Genomic DNA, 25,448 nt, shown 5'->3' with positions numbered 1-25,448 from the left:
GCAGAAATGGCCGGACAATGCAAAAAGCAGTTACTGTTATTTAGCAATCCACATACGCGTATTCAGGTTATCAGCTCCCTGGCGTTTAACAGCATCTCCACGATTGCCGCCATTCAGTGATTGCTCTTTCTGAGGATAAATAAATCTTACAGGCACCTGATTGTTGTTCAGGTTCGATGGACCTGGCACAATCTCAGGCATACCGGTACGTCTCCAGTCAAACCATGCTTCCAATCCGTTGAAGTAATAAGCTACCCACTTCTGTAAAGCGATCTTCGCCAATTTCTCTGCCTGAGTACCAGTATAAGCAACTGTCGCCTGAGTCAGATAGTTAGGCGGCATCGTCACATCAATACCGTATTGAGACGGTACAATGCTCTTCCAGTAGTTGAAGTTAGCAGTAATACCATTATTGTAATAAGTAGTCGCATCACCGACAGTAATCATATTACGCTCTCTCGCCTCTGCCAATGTAAACTGTAATTCGGCATAGGTCATGATTAAGGCTCTTGGCGCTGACGGATCTGGTGCCGCTTGTCCGATGTCATTACATACAAGACATGCAAAAGTATAACCTACTCTGGATACACCCTGTACACCGCCGTTATAAGCCAGCGCATTTACATCGCTCAGACCATTCGGAATACCTTCGATCTTTGGAGCATTGGCAGTTACCGACCTCTGGCTGGGACGACCAAACACCTTCAGACGAGGATCGTTTAAGGTAGTCAGACGGTCAACCAATGTTTTACTTACTCTGAACTCATCAAATGAACCTACACGGGCATCGTACAAAGGCCACTGGTTAGGAGCAGCTGACAAATACTTCAGCTCAGCATTGTCCGCGTTATCTGTAAATACCGGATAAGTAGACGGATCAGACAGGATCTCTGCCATTTCCGCGTTCACATCTTTTCTCTTAGATAAACGTAACAGATAACGCAGTCTCAGGGAATTGGCCAGTTTACGCCATTTCAGGATTGCATTTGCACCACCACCATACAGGATGTCGCCATCCAAAGTAGTTCCGCTCTTCGCCAGATAGCTGTTCGCTTTCTTCAGATCAGCCAGAATACCCGCATAGATGGACTCCTGATCATCATACTTCGGCTGATATTTACCTTCCAATTTGGCCCTGCCGGCTTCTGAATAAGGTACATCACCATAAGTATCTGTCGCCAGCGCAAACATCCATGACTTCAACACCAGTGATACACCCAGATAAGGATTCGTAGAATCTCCTCCTACAGCAGTGAAGATGTTCTGAAGATTACGATAGTTATTGTAAACATCGTCCCATACACCATTCTGCTCACCCCACAGATAACGGTCCTCATTTACGAACTGTATCTTGGCGTGATGCTGTGCAACGATGTTACCGATCCCCCAGGCAGTATTCACCTGATTACTCATCATATTTTTGATCACCCCGCTTAACAGCAGATCAGGTGTCACATTGGTGGGGTTATTGTCATTAGTGTTAGTGTCACTAAAGTCGTGTGTACAGGATGATAAAAGGCCGGCCAGTAAAAATATCTTTAAGAATTTCATGATTGCTTGTTTAAAGGTGATCATAATTTAAAACTCAGGTTCACACCGTAGCTACGGCTGCTTGGCAAGCTCATATACTCAATACCAGGCAGGGCTGTACCTCCGGAATAAGACATCACCTCAGGATCTACGTGTGGTACATTATCCCACAGGAAGAGGTTACGACCTACCAGTGATACGTTCATACCCTTAATCACACCTTTTTTAAATGATCCGGGGAAAGAATAACCAATCTGCAGTTCACGCAGTTTTACAAATGATGCATCATACATTACACCTTCGGCAATGTTACGACCACCGGTCCAGGCACTGTGCCACTCGCGTACCGCTACTTTGGTAGTGTTAGTACTGAACTTACCATCTGCTGCCTGCACCACACCTGTTCCGATCACACCATTACCGGCTTTGCTCATATCATAACCGTCTGCACGTCCTTCCAGCGTTTCTTTAATGATACCGCCTTCACGACCTACCGTCTGGGTCAGAGAATAAAGTTTACCTCCATGACGCACATCAAACAGACAGCTCAGACGTACTCCTTTATAAGTAAATGTATTGCCAATACCCATCAGCCAATCCGGATTGTAGTTACCCAGTCTGATCCTTTCGGTAGTAGCTACCGGACGACCATTTGCCGCAAATACCATCTGACCGGTATACTGGCCACTTGCATCATAATAAGGAGCATTCGCATCCGTATTCTGCACACGTGCGAAACCAATACCATACAGGTCTCCCATACGCTCTCCTACTCTCGCTTCTACTGATACGCTTCTGTCAGCCATTACATAGTTGGTCAGACCGTCAGTCAGCTCCAGTACTTTACTGCGGTTAGCAGAGAAGTTCACGTAAGCATCCCAGTTGAAGGATTTAGTTTTGATTGGAGTCACATTCAACATCACCTCAAATCCATGGTTACGGATAGAACCCGCATTGATCACACGGCTCTCATAACCGCTGGTATTAGATAATGGAATGTTCAGGATCTGGTTCTTTGTATTACTCTGATAATAAGTCAGGTCCAATCCTACCCTGTTCTGCCAGAAACGGATATCAGCACCAAATTCAAAGGCATTGCTGATCTCTGGTTTCAGATTCAGGTTAGATAAACGGCTGGTCTCACCATAGATCTGCGAAGCACCAAAAGGCTCGCTACGATTGAAAGTCTGTGTAAATGCAAACGGATCAGTGTCATTACCTACCTGTGCAAAACTACCTCTCAGCTTCGCAAAGCTGATCACATCAGGCAGTTTAACCATATCGCTGATAATAGCGCTCAATGCTACTGAAGAATAGAAATAGGAATTCTGTTCCTGACCGAAAGCTTTCAGGTCTTCCGGTAATGTCAGTGCACTACTCCAGTCGTTACGACCCGTGAAATCAAGGAACAGCTTATTTTTATAAGAAATACCTGCTGATCCGTAGAAGCTGTTGATACGCTTACCTACGTTATTCTGATTAGATACCAGTGCAATACGGGAGTTTGTCAGGCGGTATACATCAGGAATGTTCAGCTGACCGGCAATATTTTCATTGAAGCGGGAAGTCTGACGCATCTGGTTACCACCCAGAGTAGCATTGAAAGAGAAATTGGAATTGATCTCTTTGTCAGCTGCAAACAGGAAGTCAGTGTTACGCTCTTCATTCACAATGTTCACTTCACGGTACTCACCATAAGGGAAACGCTGTGTACTGAAAGCTCTGCGATATTCGCGACGCTCATTGCTCCAGTCAGTTGCTGTACGCACCTGCAGGTTCAACCAGCTGGCGAGATCATATCTTAAAACAACATTACCAATCAGACGATCATAATACTGACCATTTGTATTCTGATACACAGTCATGTATGGGTTGTCATGATAGTTGTAGTTCCAGTTATATTGTTGTCTGTTATCCAGACCACGCTGCCACAGGCGTTTCAGATCGCTTACTCTTACAGAAGCCGGCAACCAGCAGTTAAACAGGTACATGATGCTCTCAGTACCATAGCTGATGGAAGGACGGTTGTCACTTTCGCTCTTGATATAGCTTACAAATGCTTTTGCTGTGAACTTTGGCGTGAAGTGGTAGCCTGCAGAGAAACTGGTTGTATTTCTTTTCAGATCAGTATTAGGGACAATACCGGTCTGATTCAGGTTAGTATAGCTCAGACGGAAATCACCGTTGTCATTAGCACCTACCAGTGCTACGTTATTGGTGAAGGTTCTGCCAGTCTGTAAGAAGTTCTTCAGATTGTCATTGTCTGCCTCCCAGGTGGTTGGTGTGATCACGCTACCTGCCGGTGCGTTCATATCACCACCTGTATAAGGAATAGCCTGACCATTCAAAGTGCGGGGAGAGTTGAACTGAGGGAACAGCTGTCCACGGAAAGCCGGGCCCCAACCTTCGTCTGTACCGTCTGATAAACCAGCGCCACCACCGTTTACAAAGGCGAAATCACCTCCACTGGCGTTACCCTGACCATATGTTTTCTGGTATTCAGGCAGCTTTAAAGCTGATTCCAGCGTGATATTGCTGTTTACTTCTACACCCAGTCCCTTTTGTTTACGGCCGGATTTGGTTTTGATCATTACCACGCCATTCGCTGCGCGGGAACCATATAATGCAGCAGCAGCAGGTCCTTTCAGGACGTTCATGCTCTCAATATCATCAGGGTTGATGAAACTGGCGCCGTTACCAAAGTCCACTTCCAGGTTATTGCTACCAGAACCACCATTGATGGCATTGCTGATAGGCACCCCGTCTACGACATATAATGGCTGGTTCTTGTTCAGATCTACAGATCTTTCACCACGGATAGATACCCTTGCGGAACCACCTACACCCGATGGACTACCAATCACAGTTACACCAGCTACTTTACCAGCCAGCTGGTTAACTACGTTAGACTCTCTTGCTACGGTCAGGTCTTCACCTTTTACCTCCTGCAGAGAATAACCTAATTTTTTACGTTCTTTCTTAATACCTAATGCGGTTACCACTACTTCACCCAGTCCCCGGGTATCTGTAGGAAGCACAATATTAGCCGCCTGAGAGGCGCTTACTTCCTGTGTGGTAAATCCAATACTACTGATAATAAGGATGTCACTGTTCCCGGCTTGAATGCTGAAATTGCCGGCATTATCTGTAATGGTCTTTTTAGATGCACCTTTTACCTGTATGGTCGCACCAGGTAATGGCTGCTTGTCGTCCCCGGAAATTACTTTCCCGCTGATAGCCTGCTGGGCCATCACACTCACGGAAAATAAAAGAAGGAAAACGCCTAACGATAAGAATTGTAGGCATAGACGTGTGTAGCGCATAGCAGAATACAAGTTTTAGTGGTTGATGAATTCTGCTGCGAAGGTTACAAACCTATCTTATCGCTATTTTAACAAGACGTTAACAATCAGTTAAATAAATCCTTTTTCAAGGGAAAGGAAGGCTTCACGTGGATTTAAGTTTTGCCATAATATGGTATATACTGCCTGTGCAACAGGCATATAAGCACCGACTTCCATATTCATTTCAAAGAGGCATTTGCTGGCATAGTAGCCCTCTGCAATCATATTCAGTTCCAGCTGGGCGGCCTTCACAGAATATCCTTTACCGATCATGTTGCCGAAAGTACGGTTACGGCTATGCAAAGAATAACAGGTTACCAGCAGATCACCCAGATAGGCGCTTGCGTTATAATTATGTGCGCCTGCTTCACTATGATCTTTTCCATATGCTTCGAGGAAAGACTGCATCTCCCGGAAACAATTGGTGATATATACACTGAGGAAATTATCGCCATATTCCAGACCATGCGCAATACCTGCACCTAACGCATAAATATTTTTCAGTACCGCTGCCAATTGCACGCCTATTACATCACGGTTCACGATCGTTTGCAGATAACTGTTAGTGAACAGATCTGCGATAGATTGTGCAGATGACTCCTGTAAACCTGAGAAAGTCAGGTAAGATAGCTTCTCATTGGCGACTTCTTCCGCATGACAAGGACCTGTAATCGCATAATACTGCTCCAGCGGAAGGTCAAAAATATCTGACAGATAATCGTTGATCAGCAGGTTGCTTCCCGGTACAAGACCTTTTACCGCATTCACCACCTTCTTGCCTTTCAGCGCCTCCGGTGACAATTGCAACATCACATCCTCCAGAAAAGCAGAAGGTACTGCCAGCACCAGCACATCACTTGCCGCTACTACCTCTTCAAGGTTGCTGCTCAGTTTCACCATGTTCGTGTCAAAATACACGGAAGTGAGATAATGCCTGTTATGATGACGCAGCTGCATATAGCGGATTGTGTCTTCATTCCGGATCCACCAGGAAATCTGATTACCATTATCCGTTAAAATCTTGGCCAATGCTGTTGCCCAACTGCCGCTACCGATAATACCTGCTTTCACGTATCTGTCTTTTTCTCGCAAAGTAAGGAATTTTACCTGCTAATATGACCATATCGTTAAGTCTCAATTTCCAGAGGGGTAAAAAGACGGGGATATTAAAGGGCTTAACTGGTAAGTGTAAACCTATATCAAGACTATACCGGTACCTACTTTTTGCCGGCCGGATCAGGAAGATAATTCATAGTCTTGCCATAGATACCCCGTAGATAAGCCGTAGATAACCCGTATCTATAAGAATGGCTTATATACGGGTTATCTACGGCTTATCTACGGGGTATCTGTAAATAATCTTGCCGATTAAGCGCCATTTAAGACGACTACTGAAGGGTAATGTCTGCAATCCATTTATTACCAAGGCCCTGCTGCATATCTGGTTTATCACTGGCTACGATCTCCAGTTTACCACCCTTCGCGATCTCGGTATGTGTGATCCAGTTGCGGTCCAATTTCTTACCGTTCAGCCACACTTCTTTGATGTATACATTCTTAGGTCCGAAATTCTTCACCTGTACAGAGAATGGTTTTGCACCCGGCCATTGCCATTCAACGGATTCGAATAAAGGCACATTCAGGTAGTACACCGGCGAACCGATACAGGCTGGAAATATCCCGGTGGATACTAGTACAAACCATGAAGACATCGTACCGGCATCGTCATCCATTGTTCTGACATAGGCATTTGGCTGGTTCTTGTAGATCGGGCCGATTTCTGAACCGATACCCCGGCTGTTATCATTGAAGTAGTGCTGTACCATGGTATCAACAGCGATCTTATGAATGAGCGCCTGTGACTTCCAGGGCTGGTTAGTCACATTATACATAAACGGCGCCTGCAGATCCGGTTGGTTTGCATGACAGTAGTAGTCATTATCAAAGAATTCATCTAGCTGGGAAAGATATGCCTGCTCACCGCCGCACAGTTCCATCAGACCTTTCAGGTCGAATGGCACAAACCAACGGTATTGCCAGATGGTACCCTGATATAATCCTCTTGCCTGCATACGATCTACATCACGTTTCGTGAGGTCCTGAAAGTCTTTCTGCCAGTATTTTTTATAATCTGCTGCCTGTGCTTTATAGAGATCGCCACGGGTTTTGTCTTTCTGTGCATAATACAGTTCTGCCAGTGCCCATGCATCATAGGAAGATTCCAGCGCCTTATCCGGATGCGCATAATCCAGTCCTTTGATCTCTTTTTCTACTGAGTCAGCGATAGCCTTAAAATCAAGTTTATAGCCTTTTTTCAGGGCATCCAGCAGTACTACTACTGCGTGTTCTGTTCTTACGGTAATGGAAGGTTCATGCAGCGTCGCATAGTCTTTTTTACCATGCGCGTACAACCCTGCAATAGAGGTCGTCATATCCTGATATTCCTGCGGGAAAGCAATAGACAATAAAGGCAGCTGTGCGCGGTAATTATCCCAGATCGCCCAGCCGTTATACATCTTACTGTTTGTATGTTGTAAAGTACCGTTGGTGGCAGCATATGCCCCATCTGGCTCAGATATCACATAAGGAGACTGGATAGAACGGTAAAAAAGGGAATAAAACAGCTTCTCTCTTGCAGGATCCCCTTTTACTTTGATATGCCCCAACATATCATTCCATTCTTTTTCACTTTTTCCTTTTATTACATCGAATGGGCCTTTCGCAATAGCAGCTTTTGCATAGGATGTACCTACAGATGACAAGCCTACTCTCAGACCCAAGTTATTATCAGTGACATTGGCGATCAGCTCATGTGCCTGCGTAACTGTCCATTTTACCGGACGATCCGCTTCTACATAATAGTATATTCTGTAGATACCTGCACTACAGGTTGTTCTGGATTCCACCCATCCGCTTACGGCATTACCTTCTATGGTATGCTCTTCAGCTACAAAACGACCTACATGCGCAAATCCCAGGTCCAGTAACAGCCCTTTCTTTCCTTCAGGGAAAGTATACTGATGCAGACCACCATTCTTATAAACAGTAAAAGAAGCTTTGATGCCATTGGTAAACCCTACGTGATAATAACCCGGAGAAGCCTGTTCTTCATATTTGATAAGATCAGCTTTTACCGGACCGTCACCCAGAAAAGGACGCACCAGCAGGTTACCGCCACAACCCTGGCAGCCCACCCCCTCCATACGGTTGTGGGTAAATCCGAGAAATTCTTTAGCATAATACTCATACCCTGTATGAGTGGAAGGATACGTTTCCGGACCAATGCTGACCATACTGAAAGGATAGGAAGCGGCGGGAGACATTTGCCCGTTATCCCCGGAAGAACCGAGGAATACATTCACCTGACCTGATTGCTGGGCAACTGCCGTGAGAGAAAGCAGGCTCAGTAGATATATTAGCGACTTTTTCATACAAAAGCCCTAAATATATAGCAGACGGTCCACAAATAACAGTTAAGTGTTATCAGTGGACCGTTAATTATTTATTACCAAAAAATAAAAGGATGCCGCATCAGAAAGCGGGTTACTATTATTTATTCAGCAGCTTTTGTTGTGGTTTCAGCTTTTACGTTAACTGGTTTGGCACTCTTTACTGCTTTCTTTGTGGCTTTCTTCTTCACGATGGCTGCTTTCTTCTTTTTGTCCAGCCCTTTGCTCAGCAGTTTTGCAGCTTTCTTAATTCTGTTTTTGAATTTCGTATCTCCTAACTCAGTTTTCAGGTCTACCAACAGGAGGTCCAGCTTCTTTTCTATGGTGTCGCGTGCTTCTTTTCGGGAGGATTTGGAAGGTTTGGCGGGCTTCGCAGTATCTGTACTTGACATATTATGTAACTTTATTTGATGTGATAACATAAATTTAATATTAAATTAACACAGGACAATGTTAAGTTTTTTCCGGCCCTCCTAAACAGTTGAATATCCATGCAATAGGAAGGCATTACACCAGATATTGAGATGTAAAAATGAACGTTTTAACAGCAGTTTCTACAGGAGATTTTAGCGGCATTTTATATACTCAATACATCATGAGTGAACAAACGAATCCATAATAAATACTAACAATATAAAATCATCCAAAGTGATATAATAATAAAAGCGAAGGGCTCCGTTTAAACGGAGCCCTTCGCTTTTATTATTATTGAAATATCTATTTAGTGGTTCCTTCGAATAATTCTTTCTTAGGTACCACGTTTACTTTCTTTCCTTGTTCAAGGTCTTTTGATACGGCGGAATAAGGAGCGCTGATAACAGATTCTCCCGGCTTCAATCCACTCAGGATCTCAATATTCGCATCATCCTGCACCCCGGTTGTTACAACAGCCTGACGTACGGTTTTATCGGCCTGCAATACAAAAACAACCTCTTTTTGATTCTTACCGCTTTCTTTCGCTGCTGCCAGATCTTCTTTTTTGGCGCCTACCGCTTTTGAGCTATCCACCACATCGCGGGTAGTTACTGCATTAATAGGTACGGCCAGCACATTATTCTTTCTGCGGGTCTGGATATCAACACTGGCGCTCATACCCGGACGGAAAGGGAAGTTCTTCGGATGAGCAGGGTCAATCAGGTCAGCGTAACTCTCTGCCAGAATGCGGATATGTACGATGTAGCTGGTTACCTGTTCTGCAGAAGAAGAAGTTGCGGCTGTAGCAGTTGCAGCACCTTTGCTGGAACTGGCGATCTGCGTTACAATACCTTTGAACTTACGATCACTATAAGCGTCTACTTCAACGATAGCAGTATCGTTATATTTTACACGGGGAATATCGTTTTCTCCGACATCCACCTGTACTTCCATAATATTCAGATCTGCGATACGCATGATTTCAGTACCGCTCATTTGTCCGGTACCTACCACACGCTCACCTTTCTTTACCGGCAACAAAGACACCACACCATCCATAGACGCCACAATGGTAGTACGTTGGAGATTGGTATTTGCTTCAGTTACACCGGCTCTGGCACTCTGTACTGCATAACGGTTGCTGTTCACCTGTTCTGCTGCTGCGTTATAGTCAGCCAAAGCGGAGCGGTAAGTTGCTTCAGCAGTTTCAAATTCGCTGCGGGACACTACTTTCTGTGCCAGCAGTTCCTTGTTACGGTCATAAGCAGCTTTACTCTGTTCCAGCTTAGCCTTAAATGCGTTGAGAGAGGCCGCTGTATTTGCCAGCTGAGCTTGTGCCTGACTGAGAGAGGCTGTCGCTTTGTCCCTTACGGAGCCATAGACATCCGCATAGATACGGGCCAATACCTGTCCTTTTTTAACAGAATCACCTTCCAGTACCGGAAGGTCTACTATTTCGCCTGATACGTCGGAACTCACCTTAACTTCTGTTTCAGGGTAGATCTTGCCGCTGGCAGATACCACCTCTATGATATTTTTATCTTCTGCCTTATCGACAGCCACTTTAATGCTGTCATCTTTGCGTGCATTGCTCAAGGCGAAAATAGCAATCAGCACAATGATGATCCCCAGGATCCAGAAAAGTGTCTTTCTCTTCATAAAACGGCGTTATTTCAAAAGGGAGGGAGCCGCTACAGGGAGATCTTTTGATCCCTATAAAACTCCAGTAGTTTCATTCTAAATATGAACTCGTATTGCGCGGATACCTTATCGATCTGCGCTTTAAACAGGTTAGTTTGCGTAGTAATATAGTCAATAGTATTCATTAAACCCAGGTTATACCGTTTGGTCGCAAAATCATACGCACGCTGGGAAGCATCAACACCCTTGGTAGATGCGGAGAATTTCTGAATTGCGGCTACCGCATTTGCATGAGCAGTATAGATATCCTGACGCAGTGTCTGCAGATCTTTATCCATTAACAGCTGCTGATCAACAATATCCAGTTTTGCCCTCTGTACTGCTGTACGTTGCTGCCAGCCGTTCAGAATCGGAATATTCAGACTCAGCCCTGCGGACTGACGGAAGTTATTATTCACCTGCTGATTAAAACTGATTGTTTTACCTGTTGCGCCATCTTTTGCCACATCGGTAAAACTGGTATTCAATGCCCCATTTGCGGATAGACTGGGGTACAATAACCCTTTCTGAGCCGCCAAAGTACGTTGCCGTGCTTTTATTCTCGCCTCATACCCCTTTATCAATGGATTGGTCATCTGGGAAGAACTGTATACCATCTCCGGATCTACTTCATCCAGTCTTGGTAATTTTAGTTCTGCAATATTTTCCGGAATCTGAGGCACATAAGACTGATCAAAGCTCAGGTTCAGATATGCTTTCATCTGCAGGGTAGACATGATCACATTGTTCTGCGCGGTGATCAGAGTTACACTGTCACTCGCCAGCTTTGTTTCGAGGTCAGCCTGATTACTTTCGGGAACAGAACCCGCAACAACCAGCTTCTTTGTATTGTCCAGCTGCGACGAAGTCAGTTTCACCTGTAACTCGCTGACATGCACCTGCTCAATATTCATGAGTAATTGCAGGAAGGTACTGGCAATGTTAAAAGCAACATCATTCCTTGCCTTTTCCAGAAAGCGATCCTGTGCCTGTAACTCATATTTATTAGCAGCGATTACATTACGTTTTGCGAACCAGTTAAAGATATCAACACTGGTATTCACTCCACCACCAAGGTTGAAATAAGATTGGGTGACGTAAACGTTCGTATATGGGTCAATATTACGACCAGAACCCAACTGAGCCTGTACACCAGCGCCGAGGGTGGGAATCTGTGACATCTGGTTTTGCTTGAGCGTCAGCAATGCATAACGCTTCTGCACGTCCTGCTGCTTGATAGATATATTGTTCTGAAGCGCATACTCCACGGAGCGTTGCAGTGTCCAGGTATCCTGCGCCTTCAGGGCCGCAGAGTTAGCAAACAAGATGCACAGCGCCAGGAGAAATCCCGGGAGTTTGGATATTTTCATGACATTCCAAAAATATAATAATTGTGATGATAACATAAATAAATTCTTTATGAAGGGCGTAAAATACTTGCAGATAAACAATTCCCGACGACGGATATCCTATCAGAACCTACGCCGGTGCGTAACAGCTTGATAAGATTACCTGACGTCGGGAATGGCCTATATTGATTTATGCGATTTTCCCGTCACGGATCTGTATAATCCTGTGACCATAACCTGCATTAACTTCGGAATGGGTTACCTGTACTATCGTAATCTTATCTTTTTCATTTAGCTGTTTGAACAGTTCCATGATCTCCTTCGCCTGATCAGAATGCAGGTTGCCGGTTGGTTCATCAGCAAGGATCACTTTAGGCTCACCTACCAATGCACGCGCTATACCGACCAGCTGTTGCTGTCCGCCGGATAACTGACTGGGAAAAAGGTCTTTTTTTGCTACTATATTGAAACGGTCCAGAATATCGGCCACACGGCTCTTACGTTCAGCAGCAGGGACATTTTTATATAGCAGTGGTGTCTCAATGTTCTCATATACTGTCAGCTCATCAATCAGGTGATAAGCCTGGAAAACGAATCCTATTGCACCCCGGTGCAGCTGGGTACGTTTCTTCTCATTCATCTTATGCACCGGTTCTCCGTCAAACAGGTATTCCCCCTGATTGGGTTCTTCCAGCAAACCCATTATATGCAACAGGGTGGATTTACCTGAACCGGAAGGGCCCATAATAGATACAAACTCTCCTTCGAAAATTCTGAGATCAATATCTTTTAATATTTCATTCTTACCAAATCCAACGGGATAATACTTGGAGATATGTCTTAATTGTATCATTGGTTATTCTGTTTTAAGTGATTTAACCGGGTTCATTAATGCTGCTTTTACCGACTCGAAACTTATCGTGAAGAATGCAATCACGATGGCTGTAATTCCTGCCAGCAGAAATACCCACCATTTAACATCAATATGATAGGCGAAATCCTGTAACCATATCCTCATCAGATACCAGGCAACGGGTGTAGCGATCAGAATGGCTATCAGTACCAGCCGCAGAAAGTCTTTTGCTATCAGGGTAACAATACCTGATACGGAGGCGCCGAGTACTTTGCGCACACCTATTTCCTTATTCCGCTGTGCAATAACTAATACCGCAATCGCAAAAAGACCGAGGCAGGAGATAACGATGGCTACCACCGCGCCACTAATACTGATCTTAGCCAGTCTGGCCTCCGATCTGTACATTCTGTCAATATTTTCATCAAGGAAAGAGCCTTCAAATTCGCCGTCAGGGTCAATAGTATGCCAGGCCTTCTTCACTTTCTCCATAGCAAGGGGCAGATCTGCCGGCAGTACACGCACAAAAATATACATTGGTTTCATTCCGGGGATCAGCTGTATGGTCATCGGACCGGTTTCCTCTTTCAGGGAATGAAAGTTAAAGTTCTTTACAACACCAACCACATGAAACTTACCTATCACGTCCAATTCAGCACCTATAGGGTCCTTTTCTCCCAGTTCCTTCGCCATCAGCTCATTGATGATGACGGCACTGGAATCTGTTGAAAATTCACGGGAGAAATCACGGCCGGCCACCAGGTGCAAACCCAGTGTCTGAAGATAATCATATTCTACCATCGACCAGTTACATTTCACCCCTCTCCCTTTATAATCAAAGCCATAGGTCGCACTATTCCGGCCACCATCCAGCCCATCTCCCATATTCGTATTCGATCCGCTGACAGCCAGAATATGTGGGTCACCTGCGAGTGTTGTTCTCAATCTGGATAGTGCATCCCCTTTCTGCAATAAGCCGGAATTTACAGGGATACTGATCACTTCATGCTGATTATATCCCAGTGGTCTGGATCGCAGATAAGTCAGCTGCTGCCAGAGAATGATAGTACAGCTGATCAGTAATACAGCTATTGAGAACTGCACAATGATCAATACATTTCTGAAAATACTCTTTCTTCCCAGACTGAGTTTACCCTTTAATACTTCCAGCATTTTAAACCGGGAAATCATCCATGCCGGATAGCCGCCCGCCAATACAGTGATTAATAGAAAACCGGCAACAACACCACTCAAAATACGGATGCTGCTAAAAATGGATGCCATCCTGAAATGATATCTGAATAGTTCATTAAACTGCGGCAATACAAAAGCGGCAAGGACGATACCGGCAAAAAGAGAGATGCCACACAATATAAAAGACTCACTCCAAAATTGCGCTATCAGCTGTGTTTTTCTGGCCCCCAATGCCTTACGCATACCTATCTCCCCTGCCCGTGTGAATGAACGTCCCATGGAAAGATTGATGAAATTACCGGCCGCAATAGCCAATACCATGATAGAGATAATAACCATCAACCACGGATAAAAAGCGCCGATACCAGCCAGATCACTGCGTCTGTCGAAATGAATATCACCGACCGGCATCAAGCCGTATGTCAGTAACTGTCCGTCTTTACCGGGCTGCACTCCATCCCGCTTCATGCCCTGCAACTTCTCAGACATGTACTTATTCACCAGTCCCTGCATCTGCTTTAAGACCAGAGGTACAGACGCGTGTTCCTTTACCTGCAGAAAGGTATAATAAGAACTGTAGGACCATGAACTTTCATTGCCATACCATTCCAATAAGGAAGAAAAACTGACAAGCATATCAAAATGAATACTGGAGTTCTCCGGCACATTAGCCATCACGCCGCCTACTGTATAGCTCTTTTGTAGCTGCCCAAGTTTTACTTCTATGATCTTATTTAACGGATCTTCATTACCAAAGATATTCTTTGCAGTTTCCTCGGATATTAACACCTGATCTCTGTTGCGCAAAGTATTGATGTTACCGCTCCGTATAGGGAAACTGAACATCTGAAGAAACGACGTATCAGCAAAACCAATCACTCTGGACAGGGTCTTCCCATTATAGGAAACACTCCTTTTACTCGACTGATAACGAGTCGCCTGTTTAACAGAAGGACATTCCTGTTGCAAGGCTGCCATTAAGGGTGCCGGATGATTAGCGCCCATAACGGTTTTACCGTTGGGCAAGGCCTCCTCCATGTATACTTCGTATAGCGAAGACCTGTTCGAATGAAACTGATCAAACGACCATTCATGATAAGCCGCAATACACAGCAGCAGGGCAACACAAATGGCCACCGTCATACCGCCGATATTGATGAAGGCAAATACCCTGTTTCTTTTAAGATTTCGCCACGCTATCCTGATGTAGTTTCTAAGCATCTATTTTAAGATTTAACATGGTGCATTTTCTATTCCGAACGTAATGCCCTCACAGGGTTCATCAATGCCGCCCTGACTGACTGTATGCTCACCGTCATCAATGCTATTGCGATCGCTGTGATACCAGCCAGTGCATACATCCACCATTCCAGCGAAATCCGGTAAGTATACTGTTGCAGCCATTTTATCATAATATAAGAGGCGACCGGAGAAGCGATCACGATCGCTATCAATACCGGTTTCAGAAAGTCTTTGGATAACAACATCGTCACTTGTGCGACGCCCGCGCCCATCACTTTACGAATTCCGATCTCTTTCCTTCTGCGTGCAGCCGCAAAAACAGATAGCCCCAGCAATCCCATACAACTGATCACAATTGCCAGTGTTGCAAAAACATTGATCATGAGGCCCAGCAATTTCTCATAGGCATACTTCTCTTCGTAAGTAACATCTACAAAAGAATATTCAAACGGATAATCGGGATTGAGCTTATGATACACCTTTTCCAATCGCGCCAGTCCTTCACTGACCGATAATGCAGGATTGAGCTTAATAGTCAGCATACCTCTCCACGAAGGATTGTAAGGTATTACCGCAGGCGTGGCCGGCATATAGGACTTCATCCACACAAAATCTTTTACCACTCCTGTGATAGTCCTTGCCTCTCCGTTCAGCACGACCTGCTGTCCGAGTACCGGATCTTTCAAATGCATCGTCTTCACCGCAGCCTCATTCAATATGATCGACAAGGAATCAGCAGCTGACTGAAAATCCCTTCCTTCTTTCAATTGTATCCCGAATGTAGAAACGAAGTTTTCCGTAGCGGTGATAATACCAAAGTTTATATTTTCCTCACCGGGTAATTGTCCCGGCCATTTCAATCCCCATACGCTACCACCTATTTGTGCAATAGAACTCATCATGATACTACCGTTGACAGCAGCCCCTGATGCGATAGCTTCCTGTCTGAAAGCGTCGTAATTGTCAAATACCTTTCCTTCCAGTTCTACATCTACCAATCCTTTCGCATTATATCCCGAGGGCGATTGCGGATAAAATCTATCTGTCTGTAAATAACGATTGTCACCAATATCAATACTATAGCCAGCGTAAACTGAAACACAACCAGTGTCTGTCTTGATTTAAAGCTGCCCTTTATTTCCCCAGACCGCCTTTCAATACTTTAATCGGTTTAAAAGAAGACAATACAAAAGCGGGATAACTACCCGCAACAAAGCCGGTTATCACCGCCAGCATCAGTATTGCGAACCAGAAATAAGCAGGAGCTGATGATAGCTGCAGCGAAGTATCTGTCAATGCATTGAAACGGGGAAGTATTATCCACATCAATACCAGAGCCAGTATTAAGGAGATAAATACCAGCATCATGGACTCATACATAAACTGACCAATCAGGGTCCGTTTATTAGCGCCAATTGCCTTCCTCACACCTACTTCTTTCGCCCTTTTTTCACTCTGCGCAGTACTGAGGTTCATAAAGTTTACGCAGGCTATCAGTAGGATACCCAATGCCAGCAACGCAAACAGACGAACGGAACTAATCTCGCCTCCAATTATTTTACCGTCTTTATCTCGGAATACAATTTCCATTTGCTCATCGGATGCATGATGAGATAAGTTGTCTCAGGTATCCCTTTGGATTGTTCATGCAGGAGATTTTTCAGCTTACGTCCTGCTACCGCAGGATCAGCAGCCGGATTCAGTTGTACAAATGTATTGACACCGAAATTACCCCATTCCTCTTCACCCACCCATGCCATCATCTGTACACAAAGTTTCCAGCTTAACAGGTATGCAAAACGTATAGTAGAATTCTTAGGCGGATCTTTCACAACACCTTGTACAACGAGTGGATGTGTGATATCAAAATTGATGATCTGCCCGATCGGGTCTGTATTTCCAAACAATTTACGGGCAGTACTTTCCGTGAGGATAATGGCATTTTCATCTGTCAGTGTACCTTGCCCCTTCACCAATGGGAACGTAAATACGTTCAGGAACTGCGGGTCTGTAAAAATACCATGTTGCTTGATAGACTTATCGCCTACCTTCAACAGATGCGGCGTGAGGTAGGTAGTCCGCACTACGCTTTTCACTTCCGGTATATTCTTCTCCACAAATGGCCCCAATGGTACAGGCGTATTAGGTCCACCATCTGCGCCAAGCTTCAGATGGTAGATATCCTTGCCATGTTCATGAAAGTTATCATAGCTGAATTGAAATAATACATACAGTAATAAAGTAAAACTCACGGCCATTCCAACGGTCAGACCGACTATATTGATTGCGGAAAATGTGCGGTTACGCCACAAATTCCTCCACGCTATTTTTATATAACTTTTTATCATAGTACCTTTTTTGTGCATGAAAGAAACATATGGGCTGGTAGACACCTGCCCATGGTACATTTCACTTGTCATATTTAAACGTAACTACTAAAGAAACTTATTCAGTACGCAATGATTTTACCGGACTGGTCAGAGCTGTCTTTACAGTCTGTACATACACGGTAATCAATGCAAGTATTACTGCGATACCTCCGGACAACACAAACACCCACCATTGAATATCTACGCGGTATGCAAAATCTTTCAACCACTGATACATCAGGTACCAGGCCAGTGGAGTGGCCACCAGTAAAGCGATCAATACAAGTTTCAGGAAGTCGCTGGACAACAGGAACAGGATACTGTTCACAGAGGCGCCCAACACTTTACGGATACCGATCTCTTTGGTGCGCTGAATCACGATATAGGAAATAAGGCCTAACAACCCAAAGTGGCAAGGAAGATAGCCAGCACGGTAAATGTCAGCACAAGGCGGCCAAAACGATATTCAGCACGATATTGCTTATCAAATGCTTCATCAACAAAATAATAGTCAAATCTTCCACCCGGTGCATATGTTATAGACAGCTTCTACACCGGCGAGCACTTTTTTCAGATTGGCAGGGCTCACATTAATAGTCATCGGAGAAAATGCACCAGGCTCAATACGCATTGTCAGTGGAGCGACTTCATCCCGTAATGAACGATAGTTGAAGTTCTTAATGACACCAATCACCTTTCCATCACGTCCCCACTGGGAGAATTTTTTGCCGATAATTTCTTCCGGTTTACTATATCCCAGAGAAGCAACTGTCGCTTCATTTACGATCATTGCCTGTGTGCTGTCAGTGCCCATCTCCTCAGAAAAAGCACGTCCGGCTATTACCTTAATGGCATATTGCTTTATAAAATCATAATCTACAAAATAAAGATTGATATTGCTCGCCTGCATGTCTCCTCCCTTCATCTCCATCTGACTGTAAGCAGAATTATGATTGACACTTGGTAATGAAGAGGAGAAAGTACATCCGATCACACCGGGAACACTGGCCACTTGTCCTTTGATGTCTTTCCATTTCAACTTCATATCATCTATTCCATCAAAACTCACTACCAGCTGCTGGTCCTTCTTAAAGCCAAGGTCACGTGACTGCATATAACGTAATTGGTTATAAACAACGATCACACCAGCAATCAGAACAATTGTAATCACAAACTGTAAGATCACCAGACTTCTTCTCAATAACAGGCCTTTATTACTGCTACTAAACGCACCCTTCAGCACCATCACCGGTTTGTAGGATGATAACACCAGCGCCGGATAAATACCCGCCAACAGGCCTACCATTAACGCAATTAACAGAAATACGCCAACGACGCCTGTTTTAAATATATTAATAGCGATTTCCTTTCCGGCAAGCAGATTAAATGCAGGCAACAACAACTGACATAACAGGGCTGATAAAATGAATGCAAACAGGCTTAATAATAGTGTCTCACTTAAAAACTGTGCAGTGAGTTGTAGTTCATAAGCTCCGACAGCTTTACGCACACCCACTTCCCGCGCTCTTTCCGTAGCTCTTGCTGTAGCCAGATTAACAAAATTGATCACGGCAATCAGCATAATGAACAGGGCTACAAAAGAAAAGATATACACATTCGCAATACTACCATGCGCAAGTGTACTACCTACTCTCTTTGAGTGCATGTATACATCTTCAAATGTTCAAGATGCAGGGTATAGTGCATATTGTTCTTCTTCATCTGCGCACCTATGTGACGCTCCATAAAAGCAGGCAGTTTCTTTTCCAGCTTCGCAGCATCTGCACCCTTTTCCAGCAGCAGATAGGTCATAGCGCCAAAATTTCCCCAGGAATTATCAAGGTCAACTCCCAATGCCTTATAGGTTGATAAAGAGAATAGCATATCAAATGGCATCTGTGAATTCTCCGGTACATCTTTGATAACACCGGTTACTTTCAGCGTATATTCTCTCCCTCCAATCTGAATAGTTTTTCCAATGACATTAGTTGAACCAAAATACTTCTTCGCTTTACTTTCTGTCAACACGACGCTAAAGGGTTCTGACAAAGCAGTTTTGGCATTACCGCTAAGCAATGGAAAAGTAAATACGTCAAAGAAGGTTGAATCAGGAAGGATCAGCTTATCCTCCTGATATTTGTCATCACCAACTGTCACAAGCATTTTGTGAAGTACACCCGCACAGCTGACTTTATTTCAGGGTAATCTGCTTTCAGATTTGGCCCCATTGGTGCAGAAGTAATATCTGCTTCGATCACCTCAGTAGGTGTCTTTACATCTGTAACAACCCTATAGATCTGCTCTTTTTTCTCATGAAATTTATCATAGCTCAGTTCGAACTGCACATAGATAAAGATCAGGAAGCAACAGGTCATACCTATTGTCAGTCCCAGTATATTGATGAAGGAATAGAACTTTTGCTTTGTGATATTCCTCCAGGCGATCTTAAGATAACTCTTTAACATACCTCTTTTTTATAATGTGGACTATTCAGTTCTTAATGAGCGTACAGGATTTCTTAATGCGGCTTTTATAGCCTGAAAACTTACAGTAAGCAGAGCTACGGCCACAGCCAGCAAACCAGCTATTGCAAATACCCACCAGCTGATACTAATGCGGTAAGCATAATCATCCAGCCATCTGTTCATAATATACCAGGCTGCAGGGATAGCCAATACTATAGAGATCAATATATTTTCAGGAAATCGCTGGTCAGCAATGCAACAATATTGGTAACAGACGCACCCAGTACCTTTCTTACGCCAATTTCTTTCACACGTTGTCCTGTAGCAAAAGTGGCCAGTCCAAACAATCCCAGACAACTGATGAAGATTGCGACACCGGCAAAGTAATCAAACAGTTTGCCTGTACGCCTGTCAACCTTGTACATGTTGTCCAGATTCTCATCAATAAATGCATAGTTGAAAGGGGCGCCTGCATTATATCTTTTGAATAACTGTGTTGCTGAAGTGATAGCCTGTTGCGCCTGACCGGGTTTTGTTTTTACATATACGATATTGTTATCTGCCCTGTAATAGAATACGACAGGCCCTATCTTTTCATGCATAGACGCATAATGAAAATCTTTTACTACACCGACAATAGTTCCCTCGAATCGCCATAGCTTGAAACGCTTACCCACAGGATCTTTTACACCCATCATCTTTGCAGCCGTTTCATTGATGATATAGTGACTGGAATCAGCTTTGGAATTGGTAAAGTTCTGTCCGGCTACAAACCGGAGCTTCATCATTTCCATAAAGTTCTTATCTCCGCTGATGGTATGCGCAATCATGGCCTCTTTTTCACCTTTGCCATCCCATTCCACATCGCCGGTACTGTTGTCGATAGAAGTCAATCTGGTATTGGCGTTTGCAGCTACGACAACACCGGGGGCGGTATTCAGCTCCTGTAAGGCAGTCTCCATATGGGTGGACATAGCGCCTCCATTGAACATAAATACATTCTCTTTATCATAGCCGATTGCCTTATTTTTTATGTAACGCAATTGTTGTCCTACGACGATCGTACTGACAATAAGTACTGTGGCGATCAGAAACTGTACCACCACCAGCACCCTGCGGAAACTGATATTCCCGCCTGATAAGGTCAGTCCGCCTTTTAATGTTTTTAAGGGGTTAAAAGAAGACAGCAATACTGCCGGATAGATACCTGCTACAATCAGCGTCAATAGCATAGCAGTACCGATGGCCAGTATCATCTGGAAGTTTTGCAGGCTGAAAGAAAGCTCTTTTCCGGTGAGATTATTATAGAATGGAGTCAGTAATAAAATAAGCATAATAGCCAACACAAGAGACAGCACAAACACCAGCAGAGACTCACCTACAAACTGCATAAACAGTTGTCTTCTGGTAGCGCCGATGAGCTTGCGTACACCGACTTCCGCTGCACGTTGCATAGCTCTGGCTGTTGATAGATTTACATAGTTTACACAGGCGATCAATAGTATGACTACTGCAATGATCAGGAATATTCTGACAATTTTAATCGTTCCTTCTGACAGGTCCGGGTTATACAGGTGCACGTCATACAATGGCTGAAGGTTGTAGCGTACATTGGGATCCGGCTTCGCATCAGGACGCAGCATTGCCAGTTCTTTACTCACCTTCGCTACAGATGTACCCGGAGCCAGTAAAAAGTAAGTATCAAAAACGAAATCACCCCAGTCTTCGTCCAGCGAATGCCAGTAATCTCCTTTAGTAAACTTCTGTTGTAGAATACCATAAGGCATCAGGAAGTCATATTGGATAGTAGATTGTGTCGGAAAGTCTTCCATTACCGCACTTACTATATATTGGTCTTTATCACCTGCAATCACCTTTCCAACAGCATCTTCGGTACCGAAATAACGTTTAGCAGCACTACGCGTTATTACCAGAGATGAGTTGTCGGTAAAAGGTTTATCCGTTTTTCCTTTCCATATAGGGAATGTAAACAGAGTAAAGAAGGACGGCTCTACAAAAGCCAGTTTGACATCATGGATGTCCTTATTATTATAAGTGAATTTAGAGATAGTCCCCCAGTTCGGAACCATACGCACGGCCTGCTGCACACCTGCGATTTTTTTTACAGCATTCAGGGCAAGTGGTGCCGGCATTTGATTCCAGCTTTGCACATCGGCCCCTGATGTGAACGTAACCGAAGCCTTATATAGGTTAGCGCCTTTTTCATGAAACTTATCATAGCTTAACTCATCCTGTACCCATACAAGTAGCAGGATACCCAATGCCAATCCGAGTGCAAGACCACCAATATTGATACTGCTGTACATTTTGTAACGCCGGAGATTGCGCCAGCCTACTCTCAGATAGTTGTTAAGCATATGAGTCAGTTTAAAATATGAGTAAAGGGTATATCAGACAAGCGCATTATACGTGGAACTGTTCTTTGATATTTTCAGTCACCACACGGCCATCAAACAGGTTGATAACACGATGTGCAAAGCCAGCATCATAAGGGCTATGCGTCACCATGATCATGGTAGTACCGGCCTCATTCAACTCCTGCAGCAACTTCATTACTTCTTCACCATTGGTAGAATCGAGGTTACCGGTAGGCTCATCCGCCAGTATCATTTTAGGGTTAGCTACTACTGCACGGGCAATTGCTACACGCTGTTGCTGACCACCGGATAATTGTTGCGGGAAGTGATTACGACGGTGCATAATGTTCATACGCTCCAGTACTTTTTCTACTTTCTCTTTTCTTTCACTGGCAGGTACTTTCAGATACAAGAGCGGCAGCTCTACGTTTTCAAATACAGTCAGTTCATCAATGAGGTTGAAACTTTGGAATACGAAACCAATAGAACCTTTTCTGAGCTGTGCACGCTGACGTTCGCTCATACGCGCTACTTCATGATCCCAGAAATGATATTCTCCGCCACTAGGGTTATCCAGCAGACCAAGAATATTCAGCAAGGTGGATTTACCACAACCTGAAGGACCCATGATAGCAACGAACTCACCATCCTTTACCTCCATGTTAATGCCATTCAATGCAGAAGTCTCAATTTCTTCTGTTGTAAAAATCTTTTGAAGATTGACTGTACGTATCATGACTTCGGTTTATTAAAATTTTTAGAATGAGGGTTTTTATTATTCATGTCTCAGCAATCCGGTAGGATTGGCATTTGCCGTGCGGAAACTTTGTAATGCAATCAGTATATAGGTTAAACTAAAGGTAATACCTCCTGCTACTATAAATGGCACCAGGCTCATACTGGTACGGTATGCATACCCATCCAGCCATTTACTGGCAAGGAAATAAGCAAGCGGCCATGCAACAAGGTTGGCAATGATAATAACGGTTGTATACTCCTTCAGGAACAAAAAGATGATACTACGCGTATTAGCGCCTAATACTTTTCTCACGCCTACTTCCTTCGCGCGACGCGTCAGACTGAAGGCCACGACACCGGCAGCTCCCAGTAAGATAATCACAAAGTTTAATCCGGTAGCTACATCAGCTGCCTTTTTGAGGCGGGTTTCACTGAAGTACATGGCCTGAAACTTTTCGTCCATAAAGAAGTAGTCAAATGGAGAATCGTTATAGCGGAATTTAAAGGCAGATTCAATACCGGCAATGCTTTTCCTGATATCAGCCGTTTGCAGTTTGATGCTCAGGAAGCGGTATGCAGGATTAACCTGCTGAGCAAAGAAAATCATCGGAGCGATCTTCTGCCCCATGTTAAAGAAATGAAAGTCTTTTACGATCCCTCTTACAGTCAGTCTCGTATCATTACCCGGGATACGTATTTCCTGACCAACACCCTGTTTAAGGTGTAATGCTTTTACGGCAGTCTCATTAAGCACGACGTCCAGCGGACTGTCATGATCCGTAAAAAAGCGGCCAGCGGTCATCTTTAAACCGAAAGTATTAGCATAGTTTCCGTCTGTAACAAGTCTTTCTACATTGACAGGCGCGTCATTGGCGGCGCCTTCCGGCAATATTGGTACACTCCCCCCATTCATACCATCAGGTACTTCGTAGGAAATTGTTGCGCTTACCACCCCTGCCTTCTGCATCATTTCATCTCTTAACAACTCGAGGCGTTTCAGCCCTGTGCTATCCCACTGGCGGGGCACAGAGGAAATAACCAGTAGTTGCTCTTTATTATATCCCAGATCTCTGTTAAAGAAATAGTTGATCTGGCGGGAGATATAGAGTGTGCATACAAATACCAGTATAGCGATGGAGAACTGTAGAATAAGGGAAGCTTTTCGGAAAACAAGCTCCCCTTTTCCTACGGATATCTTTCCCTTCAGTACTTTCAGCAGGTTGTTGGCAGTCAGCACAAATGCAGGATATATACCCGCTACCAATCCGACAGCCAGCACCAGCAGCAGATAAAACAATACCATCATTCCGGAGAAAGACCATACATGGGGTAACGTTTTGTTCAGGATCTGCCCTAATACAGGACGGAGCAGTTCATAGAAAGCAATGGACAGAAAGGCCGATATACCAGTAAGTACGATTGATTCTGCAAGGAATTGTGCGATAAGTTGCTGGCGTCTGCCACCAAAGACTTTACGCAACCCTATCTCTTTCAGACGATATGTAGAAGTGCCTACACTGATATTCACATAGTTGATCACTGCCATCAGCAATACAAAACCTGCAATGATAGCGAGTATGTAGATCATCTTTCTTACCAGACCGTTGTTGGTATCCAGATAGAATGAATCCAGTCCCACCAGCTGAATGCTCATATTGTCTTTCAGCTGTTGGTTGCAGTTCATGGCTACCAGTTTACGGATAGGGCCATCCAGTTGTGCAGGAGTCACTCCCGGTTTCAGCTGAATGTAAGAGGCCATAGATACGTTGTTCCAGTCCTTATCAGCGTCTTTGCCCAAAAAGTAGTCAACACTCTGCATTGGCATAAAGATGTCGTTCTTAAACCCGTTGATGGTTGTCACACTATTTTCCCGTGTTTCATCCTTCAATACACCGGTAACGGTATAGTCTTTCTTACCATCCTGTCTTGTATCTATTGTCAGTACTTCATCCAGTGCATTCGTTTTACCAAAGAACTTCAGTGCCGTTGCTTCAGTGATCACCACAGAATTATTGTCACGAAAAGCATGCGCCGGATCGCCATACAGCATTGTCAGTCCGAAATTGGATACGACGGTTGTATCACCCGGTTGCAGTCCTACCCTGAAATGCCGGTCTTTATAGCTGGCATTGGCAGAACAGGGAAATGTGCGATAGTAATCAGCTACCAGAGAAGGGTATTGGTCATGCAATCCCTTCGCCAGCATCGCAGGAGTGATCAGCGGCATGTACATATTATCTGCCTTCCACGCAGATTGCATGAAATACTGCTGAGGAAGATTGCGCAGGTCACGATTGACTTGTTTCTCCTCCCAGATGTATACGGTAATGAGAAGAGAGAATGTAATGCCAATAGCAAGTCCTGCAATGTTAATGAACGAAAACAGTTTACGTTTCGAAAGATGCCTTAATGCAATGGTGATGTAAGTGCTGATCATCTGCAT

At 44.2% G+C, this 25,448-nt stretch carries 20 protein-coding genes; all 20 read right to left on the bottom strand.

Annotated elements, in window-relative coordinates; genetic code table 11:
- Window positions 1–36: 36 nt before the first annotated feature.
- The 20 genes from FEF09_RS01915 to FEF09_RS01840 all read right to left on the bottom strand — a co-directional run bounded on the left by FEF09_RS01915 (window position 37) and on the right by FEF09_RS01840 (window position 25,442).
- Window positions 37–1,551: a SusD/RagB family nutrient-binding outer membrane lipoprotein gene (locus FEF09_RS01915; RefSeq protein WP_186774157.1), complete on the bottom strand. Its 1,515-nt coding sequence runs from the start codon at window positions 1,549–1,551 to the stop codon at window positions 37–39.
- 20 nt (window positions 1,552–1,571) lie between these two features.
- Entirely contained in the window at window positions 1,572–4,781 is a 3,210-nt protein-coding gene (locus tag FEF09_RS01910) for a SusC/RagA family TonB-linked outer membrane protein (protein ID WP_261387292.1), read from the bottom strand.
- Between the two features lie 162 nt (window positions 4,782–4,943).
- Entirely contained in the window at window positions 4,944–5,966 is a 1,023-nt protein-coding gene (locus FEF09_RS01905) for an NAD(P)H-dependent glycerol-3-phosphate dehydrogenase (protein ID WP_146303346.1), read from the bottom strand.
- A 296-nt stretch (window positions 5,967–6,262) separates the two neighbouring features.
- The gene (locus tag FEF09_RS01900; RefSeq protein ID WP_146303344.1) at window positions 6,263–8,305 is read right to left on the bottom strand and encodes a glycoside hydrolase domain-containing protein; all 2,043 of its coding nucleotides are present in this window, start codon (window positions 8,303–8,305) and stop codon (window positions 6,263–6,265) included.
- 122 nt (window positions 8,306–8,427) lie between these two features.
- Entirely contained in the window at window positions 8,428–8,715 is a 288-nt protein-coding gene (locus tag FEF09_RS01895; protein WP_146303343.1) for a hypothetical protein, read from the bottom strand.
- 325 nt (window positions 8,716–9,040) lie between these two features.
- Window positions 9,041–10,396 carry an efflux RND transporter periplasmic adaptor subunit gene (locus FEF09_RS01890; protein WP_146303341.1) on the bottom strand — a complete coding sequence of 452 codons (1,356 nt, stop codon included), beginning with the start codon at window positions 10,394–10,396 and terminating at the stop codon, window positions 9,041–9,043.
- 32 nt (window positions 10,397–10,428) lie between these two features.
- A complete protein-coding gene (locus FEF09_RS01885; protein ID WP_186774156.1) occupies window positions 10,429–11,787 on the bottom strand; it encodes a TolC family protein in 1,359 nt (452 codons plus the stop codon).
- Window positions 11,788–11,956: 169 nt separating this feature from the next.
- Window positions 11,957–12,619, bottom strand: a complete 663-nt coding sequence (locus tag FEF09_RS01880) for an ABC transporter ATP-binding protein (protein WP_012788635.1) — start codon at window positions 12,617–12,619, stop codon at window positions 11,957–11,959.
- A gap of 3 nt (window positions 12,620–12,622) precedes the next feature.
- Window positions 12,623–15,034, bottom strand: a complete 2,412-nt coding sequence (locus FEF09_RS01875) for an ABC transporter permease (RefSeq protein WP_146303336.1) — start codon at window positions 15,032–15,034, stop codon at window positions 12,623–12,625.
- Window positions 15,035–15,063: 29 nt separating this feature from the next.
- Window positions 15,064–16,053, bottom strand: a complete 990-nt coding sequence (locus FEF09_RS01870) for an ABC transporter permease (protein WP_146303334.1) — start codon at window positions 16,051–16,053, stop codon at window positions 15,064–15,066.
- A 136-nt stretch (window positions 16,054–16,189) separates the two neighbouring features.
- The gene (locus tag FEF09_RS01865) at window positions 16,190–16,645 is read right to left on the bottom strand and encodes an ABC transporter permease (RefSeq protein ID WP_146303332.1); all 456 of its coding nucleotides are present in this window, start codon (window positions 16,643–16,645) and stop codon (window positions 16,190–16,192) included.
- A complete protein-coding gene (locus tag FEF09_RS01860; RefSeq protein ID WP_186774154.1) occupies window positions 16,609–17,403 on the bottom strand; it encodes an ABC transporter permease in 795 nt (264 codons plus the stop codon). The genes FEF09_RS01865 and FEF09_RS01860 overlap by 37 nt, the downstream gene beginning before the upstream one ends.
- Window positions 17,404–17,500: 97 nt before the next feature.
- Window positions 17,501–17,803, bottom strand: coding sequence for an ABC transporter permease (locus FEF09_RS32660; RefSeq protein ID WP_261387289.1), 303 nt, complete (start codon window positions 17,801–17,803; stop codon window positions 17,501–17,503).
- A gap of 132 nt (window positions 17,804–17,935) precedes the next feature.
- The gene (locus FEF09_RS32655) at window positions 17,936–19,090 is read right to left on the bottom strand and encodes an FtsX-like permease family protein (RefSeq protein ID WP_261387288.1); all 1,155 of its coding nucleotides are present in this window, start codon (window positions 19,088–19,090) and stop codon (window positions 17,936–17,938) included.
- Window positions 19,072–19,587 (bottom strand): ABC transporter permease, encoded by a 516-nt coding sequence (locus tag FEF09_RS32650; RefSeq protein WP_261387287.1) that lies wholly within the window; start codon window positions 19,585–19,587, stop codon window positions 19,072–19,074. The genes FEF09_RS32655 and FEF09_RS32650 overlap by 19 nt, the downstream gene beginning before the upstream one ends.
- Window positions 19,578–19,889 (bottom strand): ABC transporter permease, encoded by a 312-nt coding sequence (locus FEF09_RS32645; protein ID WP_261387286.1) that lies wholly within the window; start codon window positions 19,887–19,889, stop codon window positions 19,578–19,580. The genes FEF09_RS32650 and FEF09_RS32645 overlap by 10 nt, the downstream gene beginning before the upstream one ends.
- Before the next feature lie 21 nt (window positions 19,890–19,910).
- Window positions 19,911–20,072, bottom strand: a complete 162-nt coding sequence (locus tag FEF09_RS30570) for an ABC transporter permease (RefSeq protein WP_186774153.1) — start codon at window positions 20,070–20,072, stop codon at window positions 19,911–19,913.
- A 38-nt stretch (window positions 20,073–20,110) separates the two neighbouring features.
- Entirely contained in the window at window positions 20,111–22,267 is a 2,157-nt protein-coding gene (locus tag FEF09_RS01850; RefSeq protein WP_146303328.1) for an ABC transporter permease, read from the bottom strand.
- A gap of 46 nt (window positions 22,268–22,313) precedes the next feature.
- Complete coding sequence (locus tag FEF09_RS01845) at window positions 22,314–23,003, bottom strand: ABC transporter ATP-binding protein (RefSeq protein WP_146303326.1); 690 nt, start codon at window positions 23,001–23,003, stop codon at window positions 22,314–22,316.
- 39 nt (window positions 23,004–23,042) lie between these two features.
- Window positions 23,043–25,442: an ABC transporter permease gene (locus FEF09_RS01840; RefSeq protein WP_186774152.1), complete on the bottom strand. Its 2,400-nt coding sequence runs from the start codon at window positions 25,440–25,442 to the stop codon at window positions 23,043–23,045.
- Window positions 25,443–25,448 lie beyond the last annotated feature (6 nt).

It is taken from the genome of Chitinophaga pinensis, assembly GCF_007896845.1.
GTDB lineage: Bacteria > Bacteroidota > Bacteroidia > Chitinophagales > Chitinophagaceae > Chitinophaga > Chitinophaga pinensis_C.
Note: the sequence above shows the minus strand (reverse complement) of the source record. Positions and strands in the feature narration are given on the sequence as shown.

Coding starts and splice junctions, on each gene's coding strand:
- FEF09_RS01915 (WP_186774157.1), bottom strand. CDS start 1,551: ATGAAATTCTTAAAGATATTTTTACTGGCCGGCCTTTTATCATCCTGT.
- FEF09_RS01910 (WP_261387292.1), bottom strand. CDS start 4,781: ATGGCCCAGCAGGCTATCAGCGGGAAAGTAATTTCCGGGGACGACAAG.
- FEF09_RS01900 (WP_146303344.1), bottom strand. CDS start 8,305: ATGAAAAAGTCGCTAATATATCTACTGAGCCTGCTTTCTCTCACGGCA.
- FEF09_RS01895 (WP_146303343.1), bottom strand. CDS start 8,715: ATGTCAAGTACAGATACTGCGAAGCCCGCCAAACCTTCCAAATCCTCC.
- FEF09_RS01890 (WP_146303341.1), bottom strand. CDS start 10,396: ATGAAGAGAAAGACACTTTTCTGGATCCTGGGGATCATCATTGTGCTG.
- FEF09_RS01885 (WP_186774156.1), bottom strand. CDS start 11,787: ATGAAAATATCCAAACTCCCGGGATTTCTCCTGGCGCTGTGCATCTTG.
- FEF09_RS01880 (WP_012788635.1), bottom strand. CDS start 12,619: ATGATACAATTAAGACATATCTCCAAGTATTATCCCGTTGGATTTGGT.
- FEF09_RS01875 (WP_146303336.1), bottom strand. CDS start 15,034: ATGCTTAGAAACTACATCAGGATAGCGTGGCGAAATCTTAAAAGAAAC.
- FEF09_RS01865 (WP_146303332.1), bottom strand. CDS start 16,645: ATGGAAATTGTATTCCGAGATAAAGACGGTAAAATAATTGGAGGCGAG.
- FEF09_RS01860 (WP_186774154.1), bottom strand. CDS start 17,403: ATGATAAAAAGTTATATAAAAATAGCGTGGAGGAATTTGTGGCGTAAC.
- FEF09_RS32655 (WP_261387288.1), bottom strand. CDS start 19,090: ATGCACTCAAAGAGAGTAGGTAGTACACTTGCGCATGGTAGTATTGCG.
- FEF09_RS32650 (WP_261387287.1), bottom strand. CDS start 19,587: ATGCTTGTGACAGTTGGTGATGACAAATATCAGGAGGATAAGCTGATC.
- FEF09_RS32645 (WP_261387286.1), bottom strand. CDS start 19,889: ATGTTAAAGAGTTATCTTAAGATCGCCTGGAGGAATATCACAAAGCAA.
- FEF09_RS30570 (WP_186774153.1), bottom strand. CDS start 20,072: ATGAACAGATGGCTGGATGATTATGCTTACCGCATTAGTATCAGCTGG.
- FEF09_RS01850 (WP_146303328.1), bottom strand. CDS start 22,267: ATGCTTAACAACTATCTGAGAGTAGGCTGGCGCAATCTCCGGCGTTAC.
- FEF09_RS01845 (WP_146303326.1), bottom strand. CDS start 23,003: ATGATACGTACAGTCAATCTTCAAAAGATTTTTACAACAGAAGAAATT.
- FEF09_RS01840 (WP_186774152.1), bottom strand. CDS start 25,442: ATGATCAGCACTTACATCACCATTGCATTAAGGCATCTTTCGAAACGT.